This is a genomic window from Halopseudomonas pachastrellae (genome assembly GCF_900114765.1).
Taxonomy (GTDB): Bacteria; Pseudomonadota; Gammaproteobacteria; order Pseudomonadales; family Pseudomonadaceae; genus Halopseudomonas; species Halopseudomonas pachastrellae.
Window position 1 is genome coordinate 206669 of the sequence record NZ_FOUD01000002.1, and the last position, 19520, is coordinate 226188.

The following is a 19520-nucleotide window of genomic DNA, read 5'->3' on the forward strand; positions in this document are numbered from 1 at the left end:
CATGGGTTTTAACTGCGGCATCGTCGGCCTGCCCAACGTCGGCAAATCCACTCTGTTCAATGCCCTGACCAAGGCCGGCATTGGCGCCGAGAACTTCCCCTTCTGCACCATCGAGCCCAACAGCGGCGTGGTGCCCATGCCCGATGCCCGCCTGGACGCTCTGGCCGCCATCGTCAAACCCGAGCGCGTGATTCCGACCAGCATGGAGTTCGTCGATATAGCCGGCCTGGTGGAAGGCGCCTCCAAGGGTGAAGGCCTGGGCAACAAGTTCCTGGCCAACATCCGCGAAACCGATGCGATTGCTCACGTGGTTCGCTGCTTTGAAGACGACAATGTCATCCACGTTTCCAACAGCGTCAACCCGCGCCGCGATATCGAAACCATTGATCTGGAACTGATCTTTGCCGACCTAGAAAGCTGCGAGAAGCAACTGCAGCGCGTCGCCCGCAACGCCAAGGGTGGCGACAAGGAAGCAGTGGCACAGAAGGCGCTACTGGAACAGCTGATCCCGCACTTTGAAGACGGCAAGCCCGCCCGCTCCCTGCTGAAAGACCTCAGCCCGGAAGAGCGCCAGCTGGCCAAGGGTTTCCATCTGCTGACCAACAAGCCGGTCATGTACATTGCCAACGTCTCCGAGGAAGGCTTCGAAGACAACCCGCACCTGGACGTGGTGCGCGAAATCGCGGCCGAAGAAGGCGCCGTGGTTGTACCGGTGTGCAATAAGATCGAAGCAGAAATCGCCGAGCTGGATGACGACGAGGAAAAACAGATGTTCCTCGAAACCATGGGCATGGAAGAGCCGGGCCTGAACCGGGTGATCCGCGGAGGCTACGAGCTGCTGGGCCTGCAGACCTACTTCACCGCCGGCGTGAAAGAAGTACGCGCCTGGACCGTGAAGATTGGCGCAACCGCCCCGCAAGCGGCCGCCGTGATTCACACAGACTTTGAAAAGGGCTTCATCCGCGCCGAAGTAGTCGCCTATAACGACTTCATTCAGTACAACGGCGAAAGCGGTGCCAAGGAAGCCGGCAAATGGCGTCTGGAAGGCAAGGAATACATCGTCAAGGATGGCGACGTGATGCACTTCCGCTTCAACGTCTGACGATCTTGTCTGATCTCGGGGGCGTTCAGCAGGCTAGCCTGTTGAACGCCCTTGCTGTTTGTAGAGCCCCAAAAAACGCATTGACCGGGTGGCGCAGTGTGCACTCGCCATGCTTTGAGCCTACTTCTGTAAGCCCCTTCTGCGCTGACCTGACAGGGCTCAACCCTATCTTGTGCGAAGAAAACCACACCGCAACATCATGGCCACCTCCTACAAGTCGGCCATATCAAGATGATTCAAATTGAGAATCCCGTGCTGGACGGCAAACAACGTCGCCATGGTGCGGTTTCTGATGCCGAGCTTTCGATAAATCTCTTTCACGTAGCCATCAACGGTATACATGCTGATGGACAAGATGTGCGCGATCATCTTGTTGCTCTTACCCATGGCAAGCTCCTGCAGCACTTGCCGCTCACGCGGCGTCAGCGGCAGCTGGCTTGAGTGGGAGAGTCCGCTAGCGAGGTTATCCAGGGGCATGTTGGCGATCACTTTTCCGTTGCGATTGCCGTGTATCTTCCCCAGTGAACACGGGGGTGACAAATGAATAATTCAGCGCATTCGGGTTAGATAATCTTATCCGACCATTCTTTGGCGATCACGCCGACCACCCAATCATGAAAGGCCCGGATGACGTCATCATCCTTGTTGCTGTTGCTATAGGCCAGAAAGCACTCACCGTGCCGGGTTACTTTTTCTGCCAGTGGCAACACCAGGTCATCGTCGCTACGCATGAACTGATAGGACGTTGGCAGGTAGCCCATGGCAACGCCCACATTGCTCTTCACCGCCTCGATGCTCGACTGCACCGTACTGACAACCAACTCGTTCGCGATCTCGGGCAGCAACTCCCACTGCGTTTGCCAACGGGGCCACTGGTAGGTGTCGCTGGCTATCTTGATGATCCGGCAGCCGCTGAAATCACCCGTACTCAAGCCCGGATGCTCGGCGAGATAGCTACGGGTACAGATTGGTGTGAGTGAGATTTCCACCAAGGGGTGGTAGGTCAACCCAGGCTCGTTGCCGCATTCGTGGCGGATGGCCACCGTAGCTTCCGAGCGCTCCAGATCGATTCTGGAAATATCTGAATCAATCTGAATATTCAGCTCCGGGAACGCAGCCTGAAACTCGTGAATATTGGGGAAAAGCAACAAACTGGCGATATTTGGCAGCGTATTGATCACAAAGTACTGCTTCTTCCTCTCCTTGCGTACGGCCAACGTAGCGCTGTCAATCAGGTCCAGGCCGCGCTTTACATGCAGGTAATAGCGCTTGCCTTCAGAGGTCAGGGATATTTTCCGGTTCTCGCGCTTGAACAGCGCGACGCCGAGGCTTTCTTCCAGCGCCTTGATCTGATGGCTGACCGCTGGCGGCGATACGAACAACTCGTTTGCGGCGTCCTTGAAACTCAGTCGGCGCGCGGCCACTTCAAAAACACGAATCAAGTTAAGCGAAGGCAAATGCGGAGTGGGCATGACGTGGCTGCTCAGCTGTACAAAGGCATGTCAGTACGGGCGAATAAGGATGCAGCAAGAGTATCGCAATGTTGCATAGCATTTCACCGGCTGCGCTCATGTGCCGTCAGCTACCGGTTGGCTTCTTCCGCCGCCCGCACCCTCCTCGCTACCCGCCCTTCATGCGCCTTTGGAATCGCGCCGCCTCTCTGTCAGCCTCGCTAAAGCAACACATGAAAATGACTAATGCTGGATTGAAATAAGTTCATTTTTACTCATCAGGCGACACCCATAGAATGCTTGCCATCGACAAGGCGTACTGCCCCAGCAGCGCCGGAGCATGCACTGCTCCCCCTGAGGCGCCACGGCGTTCAGGTTTACTTCGGATATCAGGACAGCAGACGATCATGAGTACCGACTTCAGCTTTTCCATCAAGACCCTGCGTTTCGACGAGCAATATGAGCCGTCCGAAAGCACCCGCATCACCACCAACTTTGCCAACCTGGCCCGTGGCGCTGATCGTGAGAATAACCTGCGCAACGCCCTGACCATGATCAACAACCGCTTCAACAATCTGGCCAAATGGGATAACCCCACAGCCGATCGTTACGCCGTGGAGCTGGATATCATCTCGGTTGAGATGCACGTGGGAGCAGCCGCCAACGACGCTACCTTTCCGGCCATCGAAATCCTGAAAACCAATATCCTCGACAAGAAAACCAACACCCGCATCGAAGGCATCGTGGGTAACAACTTCTCGTCTTACGTGCGTGACTACGACTTCAGTGTGCTGCTGCTGGATCACAACAAGGGCCAGCCCTCGTTCAGCGTGCCAGAGAACTTTGGCGACCTGCACGGCAAGCTGTTCCAGTACTTCATCAACTCCGAAACCTACAAGCAGCACTTCACCAAGCTGCCGGTCATCTGCCTGAGCGTATCGGACAACAAGGTCTATCACCGCACCGACAACCAGCACCCCATCCTCGGCTTTGAGTACACGCCTAACGAGTCCTCGCTGACCGAGCAGTACTTCAAGAAGATGGGCCTGCAGGTGCGTTATTTCATGCCGCCGAACAGCGTTGCCCCGCTGGCGTTCTACTTCTTCGGAGACCTGTTGAACGACTACACCAACCTGGAGCTGATCAGCACCATCAGCACCATGGAGTCGTTCCAGCGCATCTACCGTCCGGAGATCTACAACGCCAATGCGGCCGCCGGTGCCTGCTATCAGCCAAACCTGAAAAACCAGGACCACTCGCTGACCCAGATCGTGTACGACCGCAAGGAGCGCAGCCAACTCGCCATCGAGCAAGGCAAGTTCACTGAAGAGCACTTCATCAAGCCCTACCAGACCGTGCTTGAGCAGTGGTCTGCCAGCTACGCCCTTTAAATCACCGCACAGACGACAGCATTGATCATGAAAAAGTTACTACCCACCTCGACCGCAGGCAGCCTGCCAAAACCCTCCTGGCTGGCCGAGCCGGAAAAGCTGTGGTCGCCCTGGAAGCTCGCGGGCCGGGAACTGACTGACGGCAAACAGGACGCGCTGCGCGTAGCGCTGCAGGAGCAGCTGCACGCCGGCATCGATATCGTCAGTGACGGTGAGCAGACCCGTCAGCACTTTGTCACCACCTTTATCGAGCACCTGGACGGCGTTGATTTTGAGCAGCGCGAGACGGTCAGAATCCGTGACCGCTACGATGCCAGCGTGCCATCTGTGGTCGGCGCGGTCAGCCGCCCAAAATCCGTGTTTGTTGAGGATGCACGCTTTCTGCGCCAGCAAACCAGCCAGCCGATCAAATGGGCCCTGCCCGGCCCCATGACCATGATCGACACCCTGTACGACGGCCACTACAAAAGCCGCGAAAAGCTCGCATGGGAATTTGCCAAGATCCTCAACCAGGAAGCCCGCGAGCTGGAAGCCGCCGGCGTGGACATCATCCAGTTTGACGAGCCCGCCTTTAACGTTTTCTTTGACGAGGTTAATGACTGGGGCGTTGCCACACTGGAGCGCGCCATCGAAGGCCTGAAATGCGAAACAGCGGTGCACATCTGCTATGGCTACGGCATTCAAGCCAATACCGACTGGAAGAAAACGCTGGGCTCGGAGTGGCGCCAGTACGAAGAGGCCTTCCCCAAGCTGCAGAAGTCGACCATCGACATGATTTCACTGGAGTGCCACAACTCCCACGTGCCGATGGATCTGATCGAGCTGGTACGCGGCAAGAAGGTCATGGTTGGCGCCATCGATGTTGCCAGCAACACCATCGAAACACCGGAAGAAGTCGCCAACACCCTGCGCAAGGCGCTGGAGTTTGTTGACGCCGACAAACTCTACCCCTGCACCAATTGCGGCATGGCTCCGCTGTCCCGCGAAGTTGCCCGGGGCAAGTTGCAGGCGCTCAGCGCCGGTGCCGCCATCGTTCGCGGCGAGCTCTAAACAGCTGTCGGGGCGCGCGGTATTGAGCAAGCGCGCCCCGATCAGCCGCGCCGCGCGGACCTCTTATTCAGGATTTACCATGTCAGTTTCCTCTCCCGCCATCGAGCCGCTGCGTTTTCGCGACGCGCTCGGACACTACGCCTCCGGCATCACCATCATTACCGCGCAGGACCAGGACGAGCCCATCGGCTTTACCTGCCAGTCGTTCTACAGCGTGTCGATGAGTCCGCCACTGGTGTCGTTCAGCGTTATGGCCAACTCCTTCAGCTATCCCAAGATTCGTCGCGCAGGCCGTTTTGCCGTGAACATCCTGGCCGATGAGCAGGCCGCGGTTTCCAATGCCTTCGCCCGCCAGGGTGCAGACAAATGGCGTGAAGTTGATTGGGAGCAATCGCCGCTGGGCAGCCCCATCATCAAGGGCAGCCTGCATTGGCTGGACTGCGAGATCCACGCAGAACACGCCGCCGGCGATCACCTGATCGTCATTGGCGAAGTGAAAGGGCTGAGCCTGCAACAAGCGCCAGCCAGCGAGCCTTTGCTGTACTTCAAGGGCCAATACCGCAGCCTGGCCGAGCACAGCGCCGCCTGAACCGATGCGGGCGGTTTGCAGCATGCAGGGCCAAGTCGGGAGATCGCCCCGGCTACTGCTGACGGATAACCCATTAACGCTGCGGATCAGCCCCCTCTCATGCTCAGCACCAGGCTGCTGGTGATACGCCTGAAGCGCAGCCTCGCCCCGAGCGCGCGCCCACTCCCTCCCCTGACCCAGCCCCAAAGCAGCGATCACCTGCGCCAGCTATCCAACATCCCGCCCAAATCACAATTGGTTAAGATTCTCATTCGCACTACATTTAGCAATCAAACTATAAATCTGCCAATTACCTCAGGGATCACACAATGAAAATCAACAAGGCTCACCGTCTGGGCGGCGCCCTGCTCGCCTCTCTCAGCCCCGGCCTCGCGCTGGCCGCTGAGCCGACAAACGACAGCCGCACACTGGCGCTGCCGGAAATTCTCATCACCGGCCAGAAGATTGAGCGCACCCAGCTGGAAACCGTTGCCAGCGCACAGGTTGTCGATGGGGATGAGATCGACAACGGCACGCGCATGGACAACCTTTACGACCTGATCGAGAGCGTGCCCAACGTCGGCAATACCAGTGGCTTCAATAGCCTGTCGATTCGCGGCATCGCCAACGCCGGCCCAACCGGCGCAGACAACGGCGCCGGCACCATCGGCGTGTACCTGGACAACGGCCTGCTGACCAGCCGCAGCATTCAGGACAACGCCATCAGCACCTGGGACCTGGAAAGCGTCGAAGTACTGCGCGGCCCGCAATCCACCACCTCCGGCCGCAACTCGCTGGCCGGTCAGATTACCCTCAAGACCCGCGATCCCGAGTTCGCCAGCAACGGCGCGGCCAAGCTGGTCTACGATGAAGACCACACCTACCAGACCGCGATCATGCAAACCGGCCCGCTGACCGACAACCTGGCCTACCGCATCACCGGTGATTACCAGCGTACCGACGGCTTTGTGAACAATGACTTTCTCAACCAGAGCGACTTCAACAGCAGCTACAACGGCAACCTGCGCGGCAAGCTGCTGTACCTGCTGCCAAGCGACGGCGAGATTCTCCTGACGCTGAGCCACAACCGCTTTCGCGAAGATGGCGACGCCGCAGTGGATGACCGCCAGAGTGGCCGCGAAAGCCGCCTGAATTACCCCAGCAGTTGGGAAACCATGAGCGACAGCCTGTCTCTGAGCTTCAAGCAACCGCTGAGCGAGCGCTTGAGTTTTGAGGCCAACACCGGCTTTGTACAGAGCGACTTTGAGCGCGACAACGACTTTGACGGCAGCCCGGGCGAAGCCACCCTGCAACAGCAAACCGACGACTACACCTTCAACCAGGAGTTTCTGCTGCGTTATAACGGCGATCGGCGCCGCTCGGTAACCGGCCTGTATCTATCCACCGGCACACTGGATGACGGCTATACCACCAGCAACGTCGAGCTGGATACTGGCGGACTGCTGCCCATCCCCATCGCGCTCAACTCCTCCAACTACACCGAAGAGAGCTACAAGAACGCCGCTCTGTTCGCCGACATCGACTACCACCTGACCGACAAACTGGTACTGCTGGCCGGTCTGCGCGCCGACTACGAGGAGCGTGAGAGTGACGTGCGCACTACTATTGAGCGCGCCGTCTCCTACGGCCCAGGCTTCGACCCGCTGATCGACGGTTTCCTCGCCGGATTGATGGGCCCCGGTCAGCAAGACGGCAAAACCGACGCCTTTAACCTGTTGCCCAAGATCGGCTTCAACTACCTGTGGAGCGACACCCTGTCGACCGGCTTCCTGGTCCAGCGCGGCTATCGCTCGGGCGGGGTATCCACCAACCCGATCCGCGGCCAGGTGCAGGAATACGACGAAGAATTCACCACCCACTACGAATCGTCCCTGCGCGCCCTGCTGCTGGACCAGCGACTAGCAGTCAACTTCAACCTGTTCTTCACCGACTGGACCGACCAGCAAGTGACCATCGCGCCCGCTGGCGCCATCCACCCACTGGACCGATTTGTCGTCAACGCAGGCGAGTCGCACGTGTACGGCTTTGAGCTGGAGGGCAAATACGCCGTCAACCACAACTGGGATCTGTCAGCCGGTGTGGGTTACAGCAAGACCGAGTTCGACAAGCTTGAGAACAACGGCGTTGACTATTCCGGTGAAGAGTTCCAGTTTGCCCGCAACTGGACCGGTAATGTGGCCAGCACCTGGCGCTTTGCCAACGGCTGTTTCCTCAACGGTAACGTCTCCTACGCCAGCGAGGGTGCCACATTGCTGAACACCCCGGACACCGAAACCGACGCCTACGCGCTGGTCAACATGAAAGCCGGCTACGAGCAGGACAACTGGGGCGCTTATCTGTACGCCAACAACCTGTTCGATCGCGAGTACCGTACCGAGCGCTTCCGCGAAGACTCCACCTACGGCAACGCTGTCTACGGCGATCCACGCGCCCTGGGCGTAGTCGGCACCCTGTCCTGGTAACCTCCTTTTGCGGCGCGCAACGCCTGGCGCCGCACACCAACCTCGCCCGCGCAATGCGCGGGCGACGCCCCTTACTCCCGGCGATACTGCAGTGCGCCAGCCAGATAGACCTCGTCCACCTTTAGTGCGCTCAGCCTCTGGGCCGGCACCGCGTAAGGGCTTTGGTCCACAATCTGCAGATCAGCCCACTTGCCGACCTCCAGACTCCCTGCCTGCTGCTCGATGTCCAGTTGCCAGGCCGCGTTGATGGTCATCGCCCGCAATGCCTGCCGCACACTGATTGCCTGCGCCGCATTCAGCACCTGACCACTGGCTGTCTGGTAACGGCGGTCTGCATTTGGTTCTCCTCTATTGTGTGTCCCTTCACCGCTCAAAACAGGGCATTTACGCCGATATTGAGGCACACGGCCTGACTTCCCGTGCCATACTTGATTGGTGACCTCTGTTGCGACGATCCCCATGCGCCTACGCAAAAAAACCGTACTGGTATCACTGTTGGTTGCCGTCTTTGCCTACAGCCTGATCGGCATACTGCTGCTGCCCGCTATCGTCTTACATGTTGCCAACCAGCAGTTGACTGCCTTGAGCAACGCGCCTGCCCGCCTGGAACGTGTGGAGTTCAACCCATTCAGCTTTGAAGCGACCCTGTGGAACCTGCACATCGGTGAGCCCGACGCCCCACAAATCGCCTTCCGCCGCCTGTACGCTAACCTATCGCTGGACAGCCTGTGGCGCGGCGCACTGCACCTGACCGACATAGAGCTGGAGCGCGCGCACGGCGACGTGCGCTTCAACCAGGACGGCGAGCTAAACCTGCTGCAGCTGTTCAACCTACCCGAGCGCACCGAGCCAGAGCCGCCCGCAACGGATTCGCAACCCTTTCCCGTTGAGCTGGACCGCATCGCGCTGATCAAGAACAGCCTGTACTTTGAAGATCAGCGCACCAGCGAGCCGGTGGTCTTCGCCTACGACGACCTGTCGCTGGAGCTGCACAATCTCAGCACCCTGCCCGACAACAGTAGCGATATGACCCTCAGCGCCAGCGGCCCCTACGGTGCCCGCCTGGACTGGCAAGGTACGCTCAGCCTGCTGCCGCTACGCTCCAGCGGCCATGTCAGCGTTAATGCCGCCCAACTGCAAACGATCTGGCCGTACGTGCGCGACCGCGTAGCCATCACCCTGCAAAGCGGGGCGCTAAGTGCCAGCACCGACTATCGGATCGACCTGTCCGAGCGCACAGACGTGACACTGAGCAACGCGCAGTTGAACCTGCAGGACCTCAACCTTGATGCCGAGGACCGCCCGCTACTGCGTATCCCCTCGCTATCCCTCAGCGACGGGTCGATGGACCTGGCCCAACGCCAGGCGCGCCTGGGCGCCCTGCAAAGCGAAGGACTGGAAGCCTGGGCTGCACGCACCGAACAGGGCGACATTGACCTGCTGGCGCTGCTGCCCGCCACCGACCCGGACGCAAACAACAGCGACAGTGCTGACACCGACGCCGTCGACGCCCGCGCCCCTGCACCCGTTGAAGCTGAGCCCAACACCGACACAGCCATCGAACCCACAGCTCCGCCGCCGCCCTGGCAGCTCAAGGTCAGCGCCGTTGATCTGAACAACTACCGCCTGCACCTGGAAGACCGTCAACCCGCGCAAGACGTCAAACTGGAACTGGCTCCACTCAACCTCAGCCTGCGCGACTTTGACAGCAGCGGGCAAGCGCCCTTCCAGCTGTCACTGGATACCGGCGTTAACACCACCGGCCAGCTGCAGGCCAGCGGCGACGTCTCGCTCACGCCGTTGAGCGCCAACCTGCAGGTCAGCAGTAGTGATCTGAACCTGCAGCTGGTACGTGCCTACGTCGAACCCCTGGTGCGCATCCAACTGCGTAGCGGCCTGCTGGGCAGTCAACTGCAAGTGCAACTGCGCGGAGTGCAACCTCTGGATATCGGCGTTAGTGGCGACGCCGACGTCACGCAGCTGCACATCGTCGACAGCGCCCGCAAACGCGACCTGCTGAAATGGCAACGTCTGGAGCTCAACGGCATCGACTACCAGACAGATCGCCTGTCCATTGATGGCGTCGCGCTGCAACAACCGTATGTGCGCTTTATCATCAATGAAAACCTGACCACCAACTTCAGTGGCCTGCTGGTCGAGCAACCCGCTGCATCAACGCCCGCAAGCCAGCCGCAAGCTAGCAGCAAGCCCCTGGCTCTGCGCATAGGCGGCATCCGAATCAACGACGGCTCCGCCAACTTCGCCGACTTCAGCCTGACGCCCAACTTCGCCACCGCCCTGGGTCAACTCAACGGCAGCATCGGCACCATCGACAACCAGCGCCCGCTGGTAGCCAGCGTGGATATCGAGGGCCGAGTTGATCGCTACGCCCCGGTGACCATCAAAGGCGGCCTCACCCCCTTTGACCCGCTCAACAGCCTCGACATCGCCACGCGTTTTCGCAACGTTGAACTGACAACGCTCACACCCTACTCCGGCAAGTTTGCCGGCTACCGCATCCGCAAGGGGCGCCTGAATCTCGACCTGCGCTACCGCATTGAGCAGGGCCAGCTGAACGCGGAAAACAAGCTACTGCTTGAAGGCCTGCAACTGGGCGAGAAGGTCGACAGCCCCGACGCCGTCGACCTGCCCGTGCGCCTGGCCGTGGCACTGCTCAAGGACACCAACGGCAATATCGACCTGTCGCTGCCGGTCTCCGGCAACCTGGAAGACCCGCAGTTCAGCGTCATGCCGATTGTCTGGCAGACGCTGCGCAATCTGCTGCTGCGCGCCACCCAGGCGCCGTTCAAATTCATCGCAGGCTTAGTCTCAGGGGACGATCAGGACCTCAGCCAGGTCAGCTTTGCCCCCGGACAGAAAGAACTGGACGGCAGCGCCCAAAGCGCCCTCGACACGCTGGCCAGCGCCCTGCAGGAGCGCCCTGCCCTGGCACTGGAAATCGAAGGCCTGAGCACCCTGAACGAAGACGGCCCGCCGCTCGCCGCAGCCCGCTTGGAAGAAGAATACCAACAGCTACTATTTCAGTCCCTGCAACGCAGCGGAGCGAAAGTCCCCGCCAGCCCAAATGAGCTGACAGTAGAAGAGGACGACAAACCCGCCCTGCTGGAAGGCATCTACCGCAGTAGACTGAAGCACCAACCACCGCCCGAATGGGCAGAGCTGGAACCAGAAGAACGCGCCTCCCAACTCGAACAGGCCGTGCTCGCCTACTGGAGCACCAACGAACTGGTGCTGCGCCGCCTGGCCCAGGCCCGCGCAGCCGAGATCAAGGCCTACCTGGTAGAGCGCGGCGGTCTGGACGCCCAACGCCTTTATCTGATCGACGTGTCCACACCGCAAACCAGCGATAGCGAACGCGTCAGCGTGCCACTGCACCTCGATAGCCAGTAGCCCAACAGCGCCACCGGTTAAGCGATTGAAATGGCAGCCAAAAAAATGAGTGCAACAGGCTTGACAAGGTATCCGCCAAAATGAATAATGCGCGCCTCGGATGGCTACATAGCTCAGTTGGTTAGAGCACAGCATTCATAATGCTGGTGTCCCAGGTTCAAGTCCCGGTGTAGCCACCAACCTTTTCAAAGGCTTAGCTTCGGCTAAGCCTTTTTTTATGCCCTTTTGGCTGAGCCCAGCTGCCCCGCTAAGGCCCTACCCCAGACGCGCCAAAACCCCATCGGCAATGACACGGGTTGTGCGGTCGGCGAAATCGACGGTGCCTGCGTCCTTCAGAAAGTCACTTACCGCCACTTCCAACTGATCCGCCAGTGATGGCAGCTGCCAGTGATAACGCAGTAGCAGAGCGGCGCTAAGTAGCGCGGCCAGGGGGTTAGCACGGCCGGTACCGGCGATGTCGGGAGCGCTGCCGTGCACGGGTTCGGCCAGCGCGATGCCGTCGCCCCAGTTGAGCGACGGCGCGGTGCCCAGGCCGCCAGACCAGTGACAGGCCAGGTCGGAGAGGATGTCACCAAACAGGTTGGTGGTGGCGATCAGGTCAAACTGCTCCGGCGAGGCGACCAATTGCAGGGCGGCGACATCCACCAGGCGCTCGTCAACACGTGCATCCCACCCCGCCTGGGCCAACACCTGCCGGGCGCTGTCGCGAAACAGGCCGCAGGTCAGCGGCAGCACATTGGCTTTGTGTACCAGAGTAATGCGCCGTGCGTTACGCAAGGCGGCGACCTCAGCCGTGCGCTGCGCCAGTTGCTCGCTGGCCCGACGCGTGATCTGGCGCTCGGCCAGGGCGCGCCCCTCTCCGTCCATGCGCTCACGTCCGACATAAAGCCCTTCGCTGTTTTCCCGCAGGATGAGCATGTCGATATTCGGCTGGGGGGAGATTACGGGCCAACTGCGTACCGGGCGCAGGTTGCAGTTCAGGGCGAGCGCCTGACGTAAGGTCAGAATGGCGCTACGGTAACCAGCAACTGCGTGGGAAGGCGAAGACACGGCGCCAAAGATACCGGCCCCGCAATCCTTCATGAGATCCAGCGTCGCCTGCGGCACTGATGTGCCCATGCGTTCAAAACAGCCCCAACCTGCATCAGCCTCACAGGTGCGCAAACCCGGCAGCAGACGCTCGAGCGCATCCACGGCGACCGGTACTACCTCAGGGCCAATACCATCTCCAGCAATCACGCACAGGCTCTTCATGCCTTGCGCCCCTGCGACGTGGCCAGCAACAGACCGGCAAAGGTCAGGCTACCGCCAAGCAGGTGGTAGCCATGCAGCTGCTCGCCAAGCAGCAGCACACCAAACAGCGACGTAAATACCGGCATCAGGTAGCTAAACAGAGACGCAGTGGCCGGGCCCAGTACCCGTACGCCGTTATTCCACGCAGAGTAGGCAACCAGCGAGGCCATGATCGCCGTATACAGCACGGCGCCAACTGAGACAGTGGAGAGCGGCATGCTAGCCCCCTGCGACACTTCCCAGAGATAAACCGGCAACAATATCGGTACCCCAAACAGCAACATGGCCGCCAGCAATGTGAAGCCCGGAAGAGGCACCGGCCAGCGCTGCAGCAGCACCGAGTAAAGCCCCCAGGCCAGCACCGCCAGCACCATGATCAGATCACCCTTATTCATTCCTTGAGCCAATACCTGTGTCGGTTCGCCGCGTCCAAGAATGAATAGCAACCCACAGAAGGACAACAGCGTGCCGGCCAAGGTGAGCCGCGTGGGCCATTGCCGCAGCAGCAAGATGGACCAGATAAACGCGGCCACCGGCAGCCCGGTGTTGACAAGCGTAATATTGATGGCGGTGGTGCTTTGCGCTGCCTGATACATCAGCGTGTTGTAAGAGGCGATGCTCAACGCGGCAAGCAGGGCAATACGCGGCCAGTGCGCGGCGAGTACATGGCGGTGACGTATCAGGCTGGGCAGCGTGAACGGCAGTATTAGGGCCAGGGCCGTCAGCCAGCGCCAGAATGACAACCCCACCGGAGGCAGCAGGCCAGCACTGGCACGCGCGACCAAGGCGTTGCCGGCCCAAGCCAGGGCGCCGATAACCAGTCCGCAGATAGCGCCATGGCGCGTGGAAAAAAACATGTGGCCTCCCGTATGCGTGCGCTCAGTCAATCAGCGAGCAGGCCATCACCAGCGCGTCTTCGCGTCCGCCAACGGCCGGGTAATAATTGCGGCGCCGGCCAATCTCGTTGAAACCATAGCGCTCGTATAGCCGTGCAGCGGTCTGATTTGAGGCCCGCACTTCCAGGAAGGCTTCCTCCGCATCCCGCACGCGCGCCTGCGCCATAAGATGATCGAGCAACGCATAGCCATAACCATTGCCCTGGCTCTCGGGCTTGACGGTCAGATTCAGCAGATGCGACTCGCTTGCGGCAGCCGATAGCACGCCGTGGCCAACCTGCTGGCGGCCACTGAACGCCAGCCAGCACTCATGCCCGGACTGGATGCAGTCGAGAAAGATGCCACGCGTCCAGGGGTGACTGAAGGCAGCAAACTCGACCGCCAGCACCGCATCCAGATCCGACTCCTGCATGCGGCGAAAACTCAATTCGCTCATTGTGTCCCCTGCCAGCGAGAACGCACACGGCGTAACAACGCCCACAACTCGGCCTTACGCGCCGGCTGCCGCAATAGCGACTCAAGATCAGGGGCAAACCAGGCCGGGGGCAAGTCATCCAGCGCCTCTTCGCAGCCCAGCAGGGTGTCGGCCTGGGCGAGATCGGCGTCGACCAGCAAGGTGGTGGCAGAGCCAAAGCAGCCCAGCGACACCAGCTCGCGCCCTTCTACCCGCCCGCGCATGAATGCCTGCAAGCCGAGGCTGGCGGCGCCGGCGCTGCGGTCGAGTTGCGGATTGCGGTTCAGCGGCCAGCGGAAGTCGCCGAGCAGCGCCGGGCGATCCGGCAGCTGTACGGCGCGCAGAATGTCCTGCAGCAGGATGAACCCCGGCATAGCGCTTTCCAGACCTGGCTCGGGCACTTCGACTAGCAGCATACAGGGGCCCGCTTGCCAGAGCTGCAGGTAGAAAGGCGCAACCGGCTCGGCGGCCGGGCCGGAGGGTTGTGGCACGGGCTCCACAACCGGCTCGGGAGCGGCGACCGGCGCAGCAACGCTGGGTTTACCGGGGCGAGGTATCTCAATACGCGGGGCAGCGCTTGGCATTTCAGCAGGCGCCGCCTGGGGCGGCTGCGGCGCTTGCGGCTCGGCCTCGGGCAACAGCAACGCAGGCGGGCGCGCCGGCACGCCGCTCAGCGGATCACGCGGTATCCAGTTGGTGACCCCAAGCGCCTCCAGATAGGCAAGACGGGTTGCCTCGTACATCAGACCCCCGCCGTCTGTGGGTGCGCACGATAGGCGCCTTCACGCATCAGGTTCAGCGCATTGATATACGCCTTGGCAGAGGCAACGACGATATCGGTATCAGCACCATTCCCGTTGACGATTCGCCCAGCCTTCTCCAGTCGCACCGTCACCTCGCCCTGCGAGTCGGTGCCCTGGGTGATGGCATTGACCGAGTACAGCTGCAGGCTGGCGGCCGAACCAATCAATTGTTCTATCGCCTTAAAGGTGGCATCAACCGGACCGGAACCTTCGGCCCGAGCGGTCTGCTCCTTACCGTCAACATTCAGTTGCACCGACGCCACCGGCACCTGACCCATGCAGGAGGTCACCTCCAGATGGATCAAGCGGATATGCTCCTCCACCTCGGTCAGGGTGTCGGTCACCAGCGCCTGCAGGTCTTCGTCAAAGATCTCGTGCTTGCGGTCAGCCAGTTGCTTGAAGCGCGCAAAGGCGGCGTTAAGCGCCTCGCCGGACAGCTCGATACCCAGCTCCTCAAGGCGCGAGCGAAAAGCGTTACGGCCAGACAGCTTACCCAGGGAGAGCTTGTTGGTGTGCCAGCCTACTGACTGCGCGCTCATGATCTCGTAGGTTTCACGGTGCTTGATCACGCCGTCCTGATGGATACCCGACTCATGGGCAAAGGCATTGGCGCCAACAATGGCCTTGTTTGGCTGAACCGGGAAACCGGTAATGCCCGACACCAGGCGCGAGGCTGCCAGAATATTCTCGGTTTCAATGCGCGTGTGCACATCAAGCAGATCCTTGCGGGTCTTGATCGCCATCACAATCTCTTCGAGCGCAGCATTGCCTGCACGCTCGCCCAGACCGTTGATGGTGCACTCGACTTGCCGCGCACCGGCGGTCACCGCGGCCAGTGAGTTGGCGACCGCCAGCCCCAGGTCGTTGTGACAATGCACCGAGAAGATCGCCTTATCGGCATTCGGTACCCGCTGGATGATCTGACCGATGGTGTCGGCAAACTGGTGCGGAATGGCGTAGCCCACAGTATCCGGGATATTGATGGTGCGGGCACCTGCATCGATGGCCGCCTCGATGATGCGACAGAGAAAATCGATCTCTGACCGGCCCGCGTCTTCACAGGAGAACTCCACGTCCGCGCACAGGTTACGGGCTCGCTTGACCGCACGCACCGCTTGCTCCACCACCTGATCCGGCGGCAGCCGCAGCTTGTGCTGCATATGGATGGCGCTGGTGGCGATGAAGGTATGAATGCGGCCCGCGTTGGCACCGGCCAGCGCTTCGGCGGCGCGGTCGATGTCCGCATCCACTGCGCGCGACAGGCTGCAAATGATGCTGTCCTGAATGGTGTCGGCAATCAGCTTGACCGCCTCGAAGTCGCCGGGGCTGGCAATCGCAAAGCCGGCCTCAATGACATCCACACGCAGCTTTTCAAGTGCGCGAGCGATTCGCAGCTTCTCGTCCTTGGTCATGGATGCACCGGGGCTCTGCTCCCCGTCGCGCAAGGTAGTATCGAAGATGATGACCTGATTCTGTGACATGTCCGCAGCCCTCCGCGACGCGTTTTCCCAAGAGCACAATGATACCCGATCCAGACACGCGAGCGGCACGCACACTAAGCGCTGTTTATTGGCTACCAACACGGCAAGGCAGTTTGATTCATCAACGCGCTCGCCTGCCCTATGCTGTCGGAATACTCACTACAACAGTCTGACGAGCCAGCGCATCGCCAGACAACAACAGGAGACTGGATGCATGTTTGAGCGTCATTTTGCAGTATGGCCGGAGCAGGTTCCCCGTGAGCTGGAACTGCCAGCAACCAACCTGTACCACAACATCACCGTCTCCGCGCTGCGATACCCGGAGCATCCTGCCATTCATTACTATGGCACCGATATCAGCTACCGCGAGCTGCAAGATCAGACCGAGCGTCTGGCCGGCTATCTTCAGCAGGCCGGCGTACAGGCCGGCGACCGGGTACTGCTCTACATGCAGAACAGCCCGCAGTACATCATCGGCTACTTTGCCATTCTGCGCGCCAACGCTGTTGTCGTTCCGGTAAACCCAATGAACCGAACAGCCGAACTCGCCTACCTGATCGAGGACACACAGGCCCCTGTCGCCCTGTGCGGCCAGGAGCTGAGTGAGTTCGTCGCGCCCCATATCGGCGAGGGTTGCCTGCGTGAAGTGATCGTCTCGGCGTATAACGAATATGTGCAGCAACCCACCGACCTCACGCTGCCCGATGTCGTCTCCGAGGCTGCGAACATCGCCACCGCGACCGGTGTGAGCCGCTGGCAGGACGCGCTCAAAGCCAACCTGCGCCCCGGCCCGTTGACTGCAGGTCCCAGCGACCTCTGCGTCATCCCCTACAGTTCAGGCACAACAGGCAACCCCAAGGGCTGCGTTCACACCCACCACAGTGTCATGGCCACGACGGTGTACGGCGCCGCTTGGGTCAACACCCAGCACAGCTGTATCCATCTGGTATCGGTGCCCATGTTCCATGTCACCGGCATGCAGTCCTGCATGAACTCCACTCTGTACGCAGGTGGCACCCTGGTGGTCATGACGCGCTGGGACCGCAAGGTCGCGGCCACCCTGATCGAGAAACTGAAGATCAACACCTGGCGTAACATCTCCACGATGGTGGTCGACATGCTGTCCGACCCGGATATCGACAGCTACGACATCAGCTCGCTGACCGGCATCGGCGGCGGCGGCGCAGCCATGCCGGCAGCCGTAGCGGCGAAGCTCAAAGACAAGACCGGTCTGATCTATATGGAAGGGTACGGCCTGTCGGAAACCATCGCGGCAACCCACGTCAACCCGCCCCAGGCTTGCAAGGCACAATGCCTTGGCATTCCCTTTATCGGCGTGGATTCACGTGTGATCGACGTCGAGACACTGAAAGAAGTCGAACCTGGCGTCACCGGCGAAATCATCATGCGCGGCGAGCAGATCTTCCAGGGATACTGGAACAAGCCAGAGGCAACCGAAGAGGCCTTCGTTGAACTCGACGGCGAGCGCTTCTTCCGCTCGGGCGACCTGGGTTACTACGATGAAGAAGGCTATTTCTTCCTGGTCGACCGCGTAAAACGCATGATCAACGCCTCGGGCTTCAAGGTCTGGCCGGCGGAGGTCGAGTCGCTAATGTATGCGCATCCGGCCATTCAGGAAGTCTGCATCATCTCCGCACCGCACGAACGTCGTGGCGAAACAGTAAAAGCCGTTGTCGTGCTGGCCAAGGGGCAGGAAGCAACCACCGAACAGGACATCATCAGCTGGTGCCATGAGAATATGGCCGCCTACAAATGCCCGCAGATCGTCGCCTTCAGCGACAGCATCCCCAAGTCGCCCACCGGCAAGCTGATGTGGAGACACCTGCAGGATATGGAGTGGGGCCGCGCCTGATCAAGGCACAACGCCCAAACAACAAGAGCGCCTGAGGGCGATCTCAGACTGCTGACAAAGCCCCTAGCCGAAAGGCGGGGGCTTTTGTTTAATGGGTTGTCGTTTATCGCAGGCCAACCCGATGCTCAAACCCCCTTCACCCAAACAACACGCGCTGGAGATGGTCACCCTCGAAGAACTGGTGCCAGCTGTAGTGGTCTACTAATCCCGGACACCAAGTTAGGCGGTAGAATCGCCATCAGCGAGGTGTTCAATGAGCAAACAACGTCGATCCTTTTCGGTCGAGTTCAAACATGATGCAGCGGCCTTGGTCGTCGACCAAGGCTATAGCGTGGTAGAAGCCTGCAAGTCGATGGGTGTAGGAGAAACCGCTCTCCGGCGCTGGGTCGATCAACTGCGCGAGGAGCGTGGTGGAGTGACGCCGAACAGCAAGGCGCTCACGGCTGAACAGCAGGAAATCCAAGCCCTGAAAGCCCGTATCAATCGCCTGGAGCTGGAGAAGAAGATTTTAAAGGAGGCCACTGCGCTCTTGATGGCCGAGGAGCACGGGCGCAGACGTTGAGGTCGATTCGGCAACTGGCCAAGCGCTACCCCGTCCAACTGTTGTGTGCTGTTTTTGACGTATCGCGTTCTAGCTATTACACCTACCTGGCCAGATGCAGGCGCGTTAATGTTCAACGGCTGCTGCTGCGTCGCCGAGTGAGTGAGCTGTTTACTCAAATTCGTAGTGCCGCTGGAAGCCGCAGCATAGCCGCCATGCTCCAAGCAGAAGGCACAGTGATCGGTCGCTTTAAGGTAAGAGCGCTGATGAAAGAGCAGAGCCTGACCAGCAAGCAACCAGGGGCGCACGCCTAAAAGAAGACGACAGTCGAGCGGCCTGACATACCGAACATTCTGGATCGGCAGTTCACTGTCGAAGCCCCCAATAGAGTTTGGTGCGGGGACATTACCTATATCTGGGCGCAGGGAAAATGGCATTACCTTGCCCCAGTATTGGGGTGTTCAGTCGCCGAGTGGTGGGCTGGGCGATGTCTGCCAAGCCGGATGCTGACCTGGTCGCTAAGGCTCTCGACAGAGCCTACGAGATGCGCGGGCGCCCAGGTGGTGTCTTGTTCCACAACGATCAGGGCAGCCAATACGGCAGTCGCCATTTCCGCCAGAGACTATGGCGATACCGGATGACCCAGAGCATGAGTCGGCGCGGAAACTGTTGGGATAATGCACCGATGGAGCGCCTGTTCCGTAGCCTGAAAACGGAGTGGGT

At 60.2% G+C, this 19520-nt stretch carries 15 protein-coding genes, 1 tRNA gene and 1 pseudogene; 9 read left to right on the top strand and 8 right to left on the bottom strand.

Annotation, left to right across the window (positions count from 1 at the left end; all coding sequences use genetic code 11):
* Position 1: 1 nt before the first annotated feature.
* Positions 2-1102 (top strand): redox-regulated ATPase YchF, encoded by a 1101-nt coding sequence (ychF, locus tag BM116_RS02680; RefSeq protein ID WP_083726078.1) that lies wholly within the window; start codon positions 2-4, stop codon positions 1100-1102.
* A gap of 210 nt (positions 1103-1312) precedes the next feature.
* Here ychF and BM116_RS02685 read toward each other — a convergent pair whose 3' ends face one another.
* Positions 1313-1579, bottom strand: coding sequence for a response regulator transcription factor (locus BM116_RS02685; RefSeq protein WP_083726076.1), 267 nt, complete (start codon positions 1577-1579; stop codon positions 1313-1315).
* Between the two features lie 86 nt (positions 1580-1665).
* The gene (locus BM116_RS02690; protein WP_083726074.1) at positions 1666-2574 is read right to left on the bottom strand and encodes a LysR family transcriptional regulator; all 909 of its coding nucleotides are present in this window, start codon (positions 2572-2574) and stop codon (positions 1666-1668) included.
* A 386-nt stretch (positions 2575-2960) separates the two neighbouring features.
* On the opposite strand from BM116_RS02690, the gene BM116_RS02695 reads away from it, so the two are divergent.
* From BM116_RS02695 to BM116_RS02710, 4 genes are all read left to right on the top strand, one after another.
* On the top strand, positions 2961-3944 hold the full coding sequence (locus BM116_RS02695) for a DUF1852 domain-containing protein (RefSeq protein ID WP_083726072.1): 984 nt from the start codon (positions 2961-2963) through the stop codon (positions 3942-3944).
* Positions 3945-3971: 27 nt separating this feature from the next.
* Positions 3972-4994 carry a methionine synthase gene (locus BM116_RS02700; protein WP_083726070.1) on the top strand — a complete coding sequence of 341 codons (1023 nt, stop codon included), beginning with the start codon at positions 3972-3974 and terminating at the stop codon, positions 4992-4994.
* 79 nt (positions 4995-5073) lie between these two features.
* On the top strand, positions 5074-5583 hold the full coding sequence (locus BM116_RS02705) for a flavin reductase family protein (RefSeq protein WP_083726068.1): 510 nt from the start codon (positions 5074-5076) through the stop codon (positions 5581-5583).
* 308 nt (positions 5584-5891) lie between these two features.
* Positions 5892-8045, top strand: a complete 2154-nt coding sequence (locus BM116_RS02710) for a TonB-dependent receptor (RefSeq protein ID WP_083726066.1) — start codon at positions 5892-5894, stop codon at positions 8043-8045.
* 71 nt (positions 8046-8116) lie between these two features.
* Here BM116_RS02710 and BM116_RS19065 read toward each other — a convergent pair whose 3' ends face one another.
* On the bottom strand, positions 8117-8506 hold the full coding sequence (locus BM116_RS19065; RefSeq protein WP_083726064.1) for an amidohydrolase family protein: 390 nt from the start codon (positions 8504-8506) through the stop codon (positions 8117-8119).
* Between BM116_RS19065 and BM116_RS02720 the strand changes: the two genes are divergently transcribed.
* Positions 8505-11456: a DUF748 domain-containing protein gene (locus BM116_RS02720; protein WP_083726062.1), complete on the top strand. Its 2952-nt coding sequence runs from the start codon at positions 8505-8507 to the stop codon at positions 11454-11456. The two genes, BM116_RS19065 and BM116_RS02720, sit on opposite strands and share 2 nt — an antisense overlap.
* A gap of 102 nt (positions 11457-11558) precedes the next feature.
* A tRNA-Met gene (locus BM116_RS02725) sits at positions 11559-11635 on the top strand.
* Positions 11636-11711: 76 nt separating this feature from the next.
* On the opposite strand, the gene BM116_RS02730 is transcribed toward BM116_RS02725, so the two are convergent.
* Genes BM116_RS02730 through BM116_RS02750 form a run of 5 tightly spaced genes read right to left on the bottom strand, consistent with a single transcriptional unit; the run spans position 11712 to position 16383 of the window.
* Complete coding sequence (locus BM116_RS02730; RefSeq protein WP_083726060.1) at positions 11712-12710, bottom strand: isocitrate/isopropylmalate family dehydrogenase; 999 nt, start codon at positions 12708-12710, stop codon at positions 11712-11714.
* A complete protein-coding gene (locus BM116_RS02735) occupies positions 12707-13606 on the bottom strand; it encodes a DMT family transporter (protein ID WP_083726058.1) in 900 nt (299 codons plus the stop codon). Before BM116_RS02735 ends, BM116_RS02730 begins: the two co-directional genes overlap by 4 nt.
* Positions 13607-13628: 22 nt before the next feature.
* On the bottom strand, positions 13629-14081 hold the full coding sequence (rimI, locus tag BM116_RS02740) for a ribosomal protein S18-alanine N-acetyltransferase (protein WP_083726056.1): 453 nt from the start codon (positions 14079-14081) through the stop codon (positions 13629-13631).
* On the bottom strand, positions 14078-14842 hold the full coding sequence (locus BM116_RS02745; RefSeq protein ID WP_083726054.1) for a hypothetical protein: 765 nt from the start codon (positions 14840-14842) through the stop codon (positions 14078-14080). The genes rimI and BM116_RS02745 overlap by 4 nt, the downstream gene beginning before the upstream one ends.
* A complete protein-coding gene (locus BM116_RS02750) occupies positions 14842-16383 on the bottom strand; it encodes a 2-isopropylmalate synthase (protein ID WP_083726052.1) in 1542 nt (513 codons plus the stop codon). Before BM116_RS02750 ends, BM116_RS02745 begins: the two co-directional genes overlap by 1 nt.
* A 214-nt stretch (positions 16384-16597) precedes the next feature.
* Between BM116_RS02750 and BM116_RS02755 the strand changes: the two genes are divergently transcribed.
* Together BM116_RS02755 and BM116_RS19070 are read left to right on the top strand one after the other, a co-directional pair.
* The gene (locus BM116_RS02755) at positions 16598-18256 is read left to right on the top strand and encodes a long-chain-fatty-acid--CoA ligase (RefSeq protein WP_083726050.1); all 1659 of its coding nucleotides are present in this window, start codon (positions 16598-16600) and stop codon (positions 18254-18256) included.
* A 253-nt stretch (positions 18257-18509) separates the two neighbouring features.
* Positions 18510-19520, top strand: a pseudogene (locus BM116_RS19070) (IS3 family transposase); the annotation flags it as partial.

What these genes read in the sequence shown, in the direction of transcription:
- ychF (WP_083726078.1), top strand. Translation starts at nt 2, where the DNA reads ATGGGTTTTAACTGCGGCATCGTCGGCCTGCCCAACGTCGGCAAATCC.
- BM116_RS02685 (WP_083726076.1), bottom strand. Translation starts at nt 1,579, where the DNA reads ATGCCCCTGGATAACCTCGCTAGCGGACTCTCCCACTCAAGCCAGCTG.
- BM116_RS02690 (WP_083726074.1), bottom strand. Translation starts at nt 2,574, where the DNA reads ATGCCCACTCCGCATTTGCCTTCGCTTAACTTGATTCGTGTTTTTGAA.
- BM116_RS02695 (WP_083726072.1), top strand. Translation starts at nt 2,961, where the DNA reads ATGAGTACCGACTTCAGCTTTTCCATCAAGACCCTGCGTTTCGACGAG.
- BM116_RS02700 (WP_083726070.1), top strand. Translation starts at nt 3,972, where the DNA reads ATGAAAAAGTTACTACCCACCTCGACCGCAGGCAGCCTGCCAAAACCC.
- BM116_RS02705 (WP_083726068.1), top strand. Translation starts at nt 5,074, where the DNA reads ATGTCAGTTTCCTCTCCCGCCATCGAGCCGCTGCGTTTTCGCGACGCG.
- BM116_RS02710 (WP_083726066.1), top strand. Translation starts at nt 5,892, where the DNA reads ATGAAAATCAACAAGGCTCACCGTCTGGGCGGCGCCCTGCTCGCCTCT.
- BM116_RS02720 (WP_083726062.1), top strand. Translation starts at nt 8,505, where the DNA reads ATGCGCCTACGCAAAAAAACCGTACTGGTATCACTGTTGGTTGCCGTC.
- BM116_RS19065 (WP_083726064.1), bottom strand. Translation starts at nt 8,506, where the DNA reads ATGGGGATCGTCGCAACAGAGGTCACCAATCAAGTATGGCACGGGAAG.
- BM116_RS02730 (WP_083726060.1), bottom strand. Translation starts at nt 12,710, where the DNA reads ATGAAGAGCCTGTGCGTGATTGCTGGAGATGGTATTGGCCCTGAGGTA.
- BM116_RS02735 (WP_083726058.1), bottom strand. Translation starts at nt 13,606, where the DNA reads ATGTTTTTTTCCACGCGCCATGGCGCTATCTGCGGACTGGTTATCGGC.
- rimI (WP_083726056.1), bottom strand. Translation starts at nt 14,081, where the DNA reads ATGAGCGAATTGAGTTTTCGCCGCATGCAGGAGTCGGATCTGGATGCG.
- BM116_RS02745 (WP_083726054.1), bottom strand. Translation starts at nt 14,842, where the DNA reads ATGTACGAGGCAACCCGTCTTGCCTATCTGGAGGCGCTTGGGGTCACC.
- BM116_RS02750 (WP_083726052.1), bottom strand. Translation starts at nt 16,383, where the DNA reads ATGTCACAGAATCAGGTCATCATCTTCGATACTACCTTGCGCGACGGG.
- BM116_RS02755 (WP_083726050.1), top strand. Translation starts at nt 16,598, where the DNA reads ATGTTTGAGCGTCATTTTGCAGTATGGCCGGAGCAGGTTCCCCGTGAG.